Genomic DNA, 311 nt, shown 5'->3' with positions numbered 1-311 from the left:
GAAAGGCATGACCTTACTCTTGCCGCCCCCGGAATACTTTTAAAAAGCGGAGGACACGACAACTACCCTGACACCGGGGGTGACAGCCGGCTTGAGTGGTGTAGAGCAAAGGCAAACGCGGCGGCCTTAAAGCCGACCGGAGTTGCGTCTGTTGATCGCGGTCCAAATGTGGGAGGGGGCTTGCCCCCGATTGCAGTGTGACAGCCACAGCTGCATCAGCTGACACACCGCGATCGGGAGCAAGCCCCCTCCCACATTTTTAACCCAGTACCGCACACACAACCCCGGTCGGCTTTAAGGCCGCCGTGCTT

The sequence above is a fragment of the Pseudomonas marginalis genome (genome assembly GCF_001645105.1).
In the GTDB taxonomy this organism is placed as follows: Bacteria; Pseudomonadota; Gammaproteobacteria; order Pseudomonadales; family Pseudomonadaceae; genus Aquipseudomonas; species Aquipseudomonas petroselini.
The sequence above is the reverse complement of the archived record's forward strand: the minus strand, read 5'-3'. Positions refer to the sequence as shown.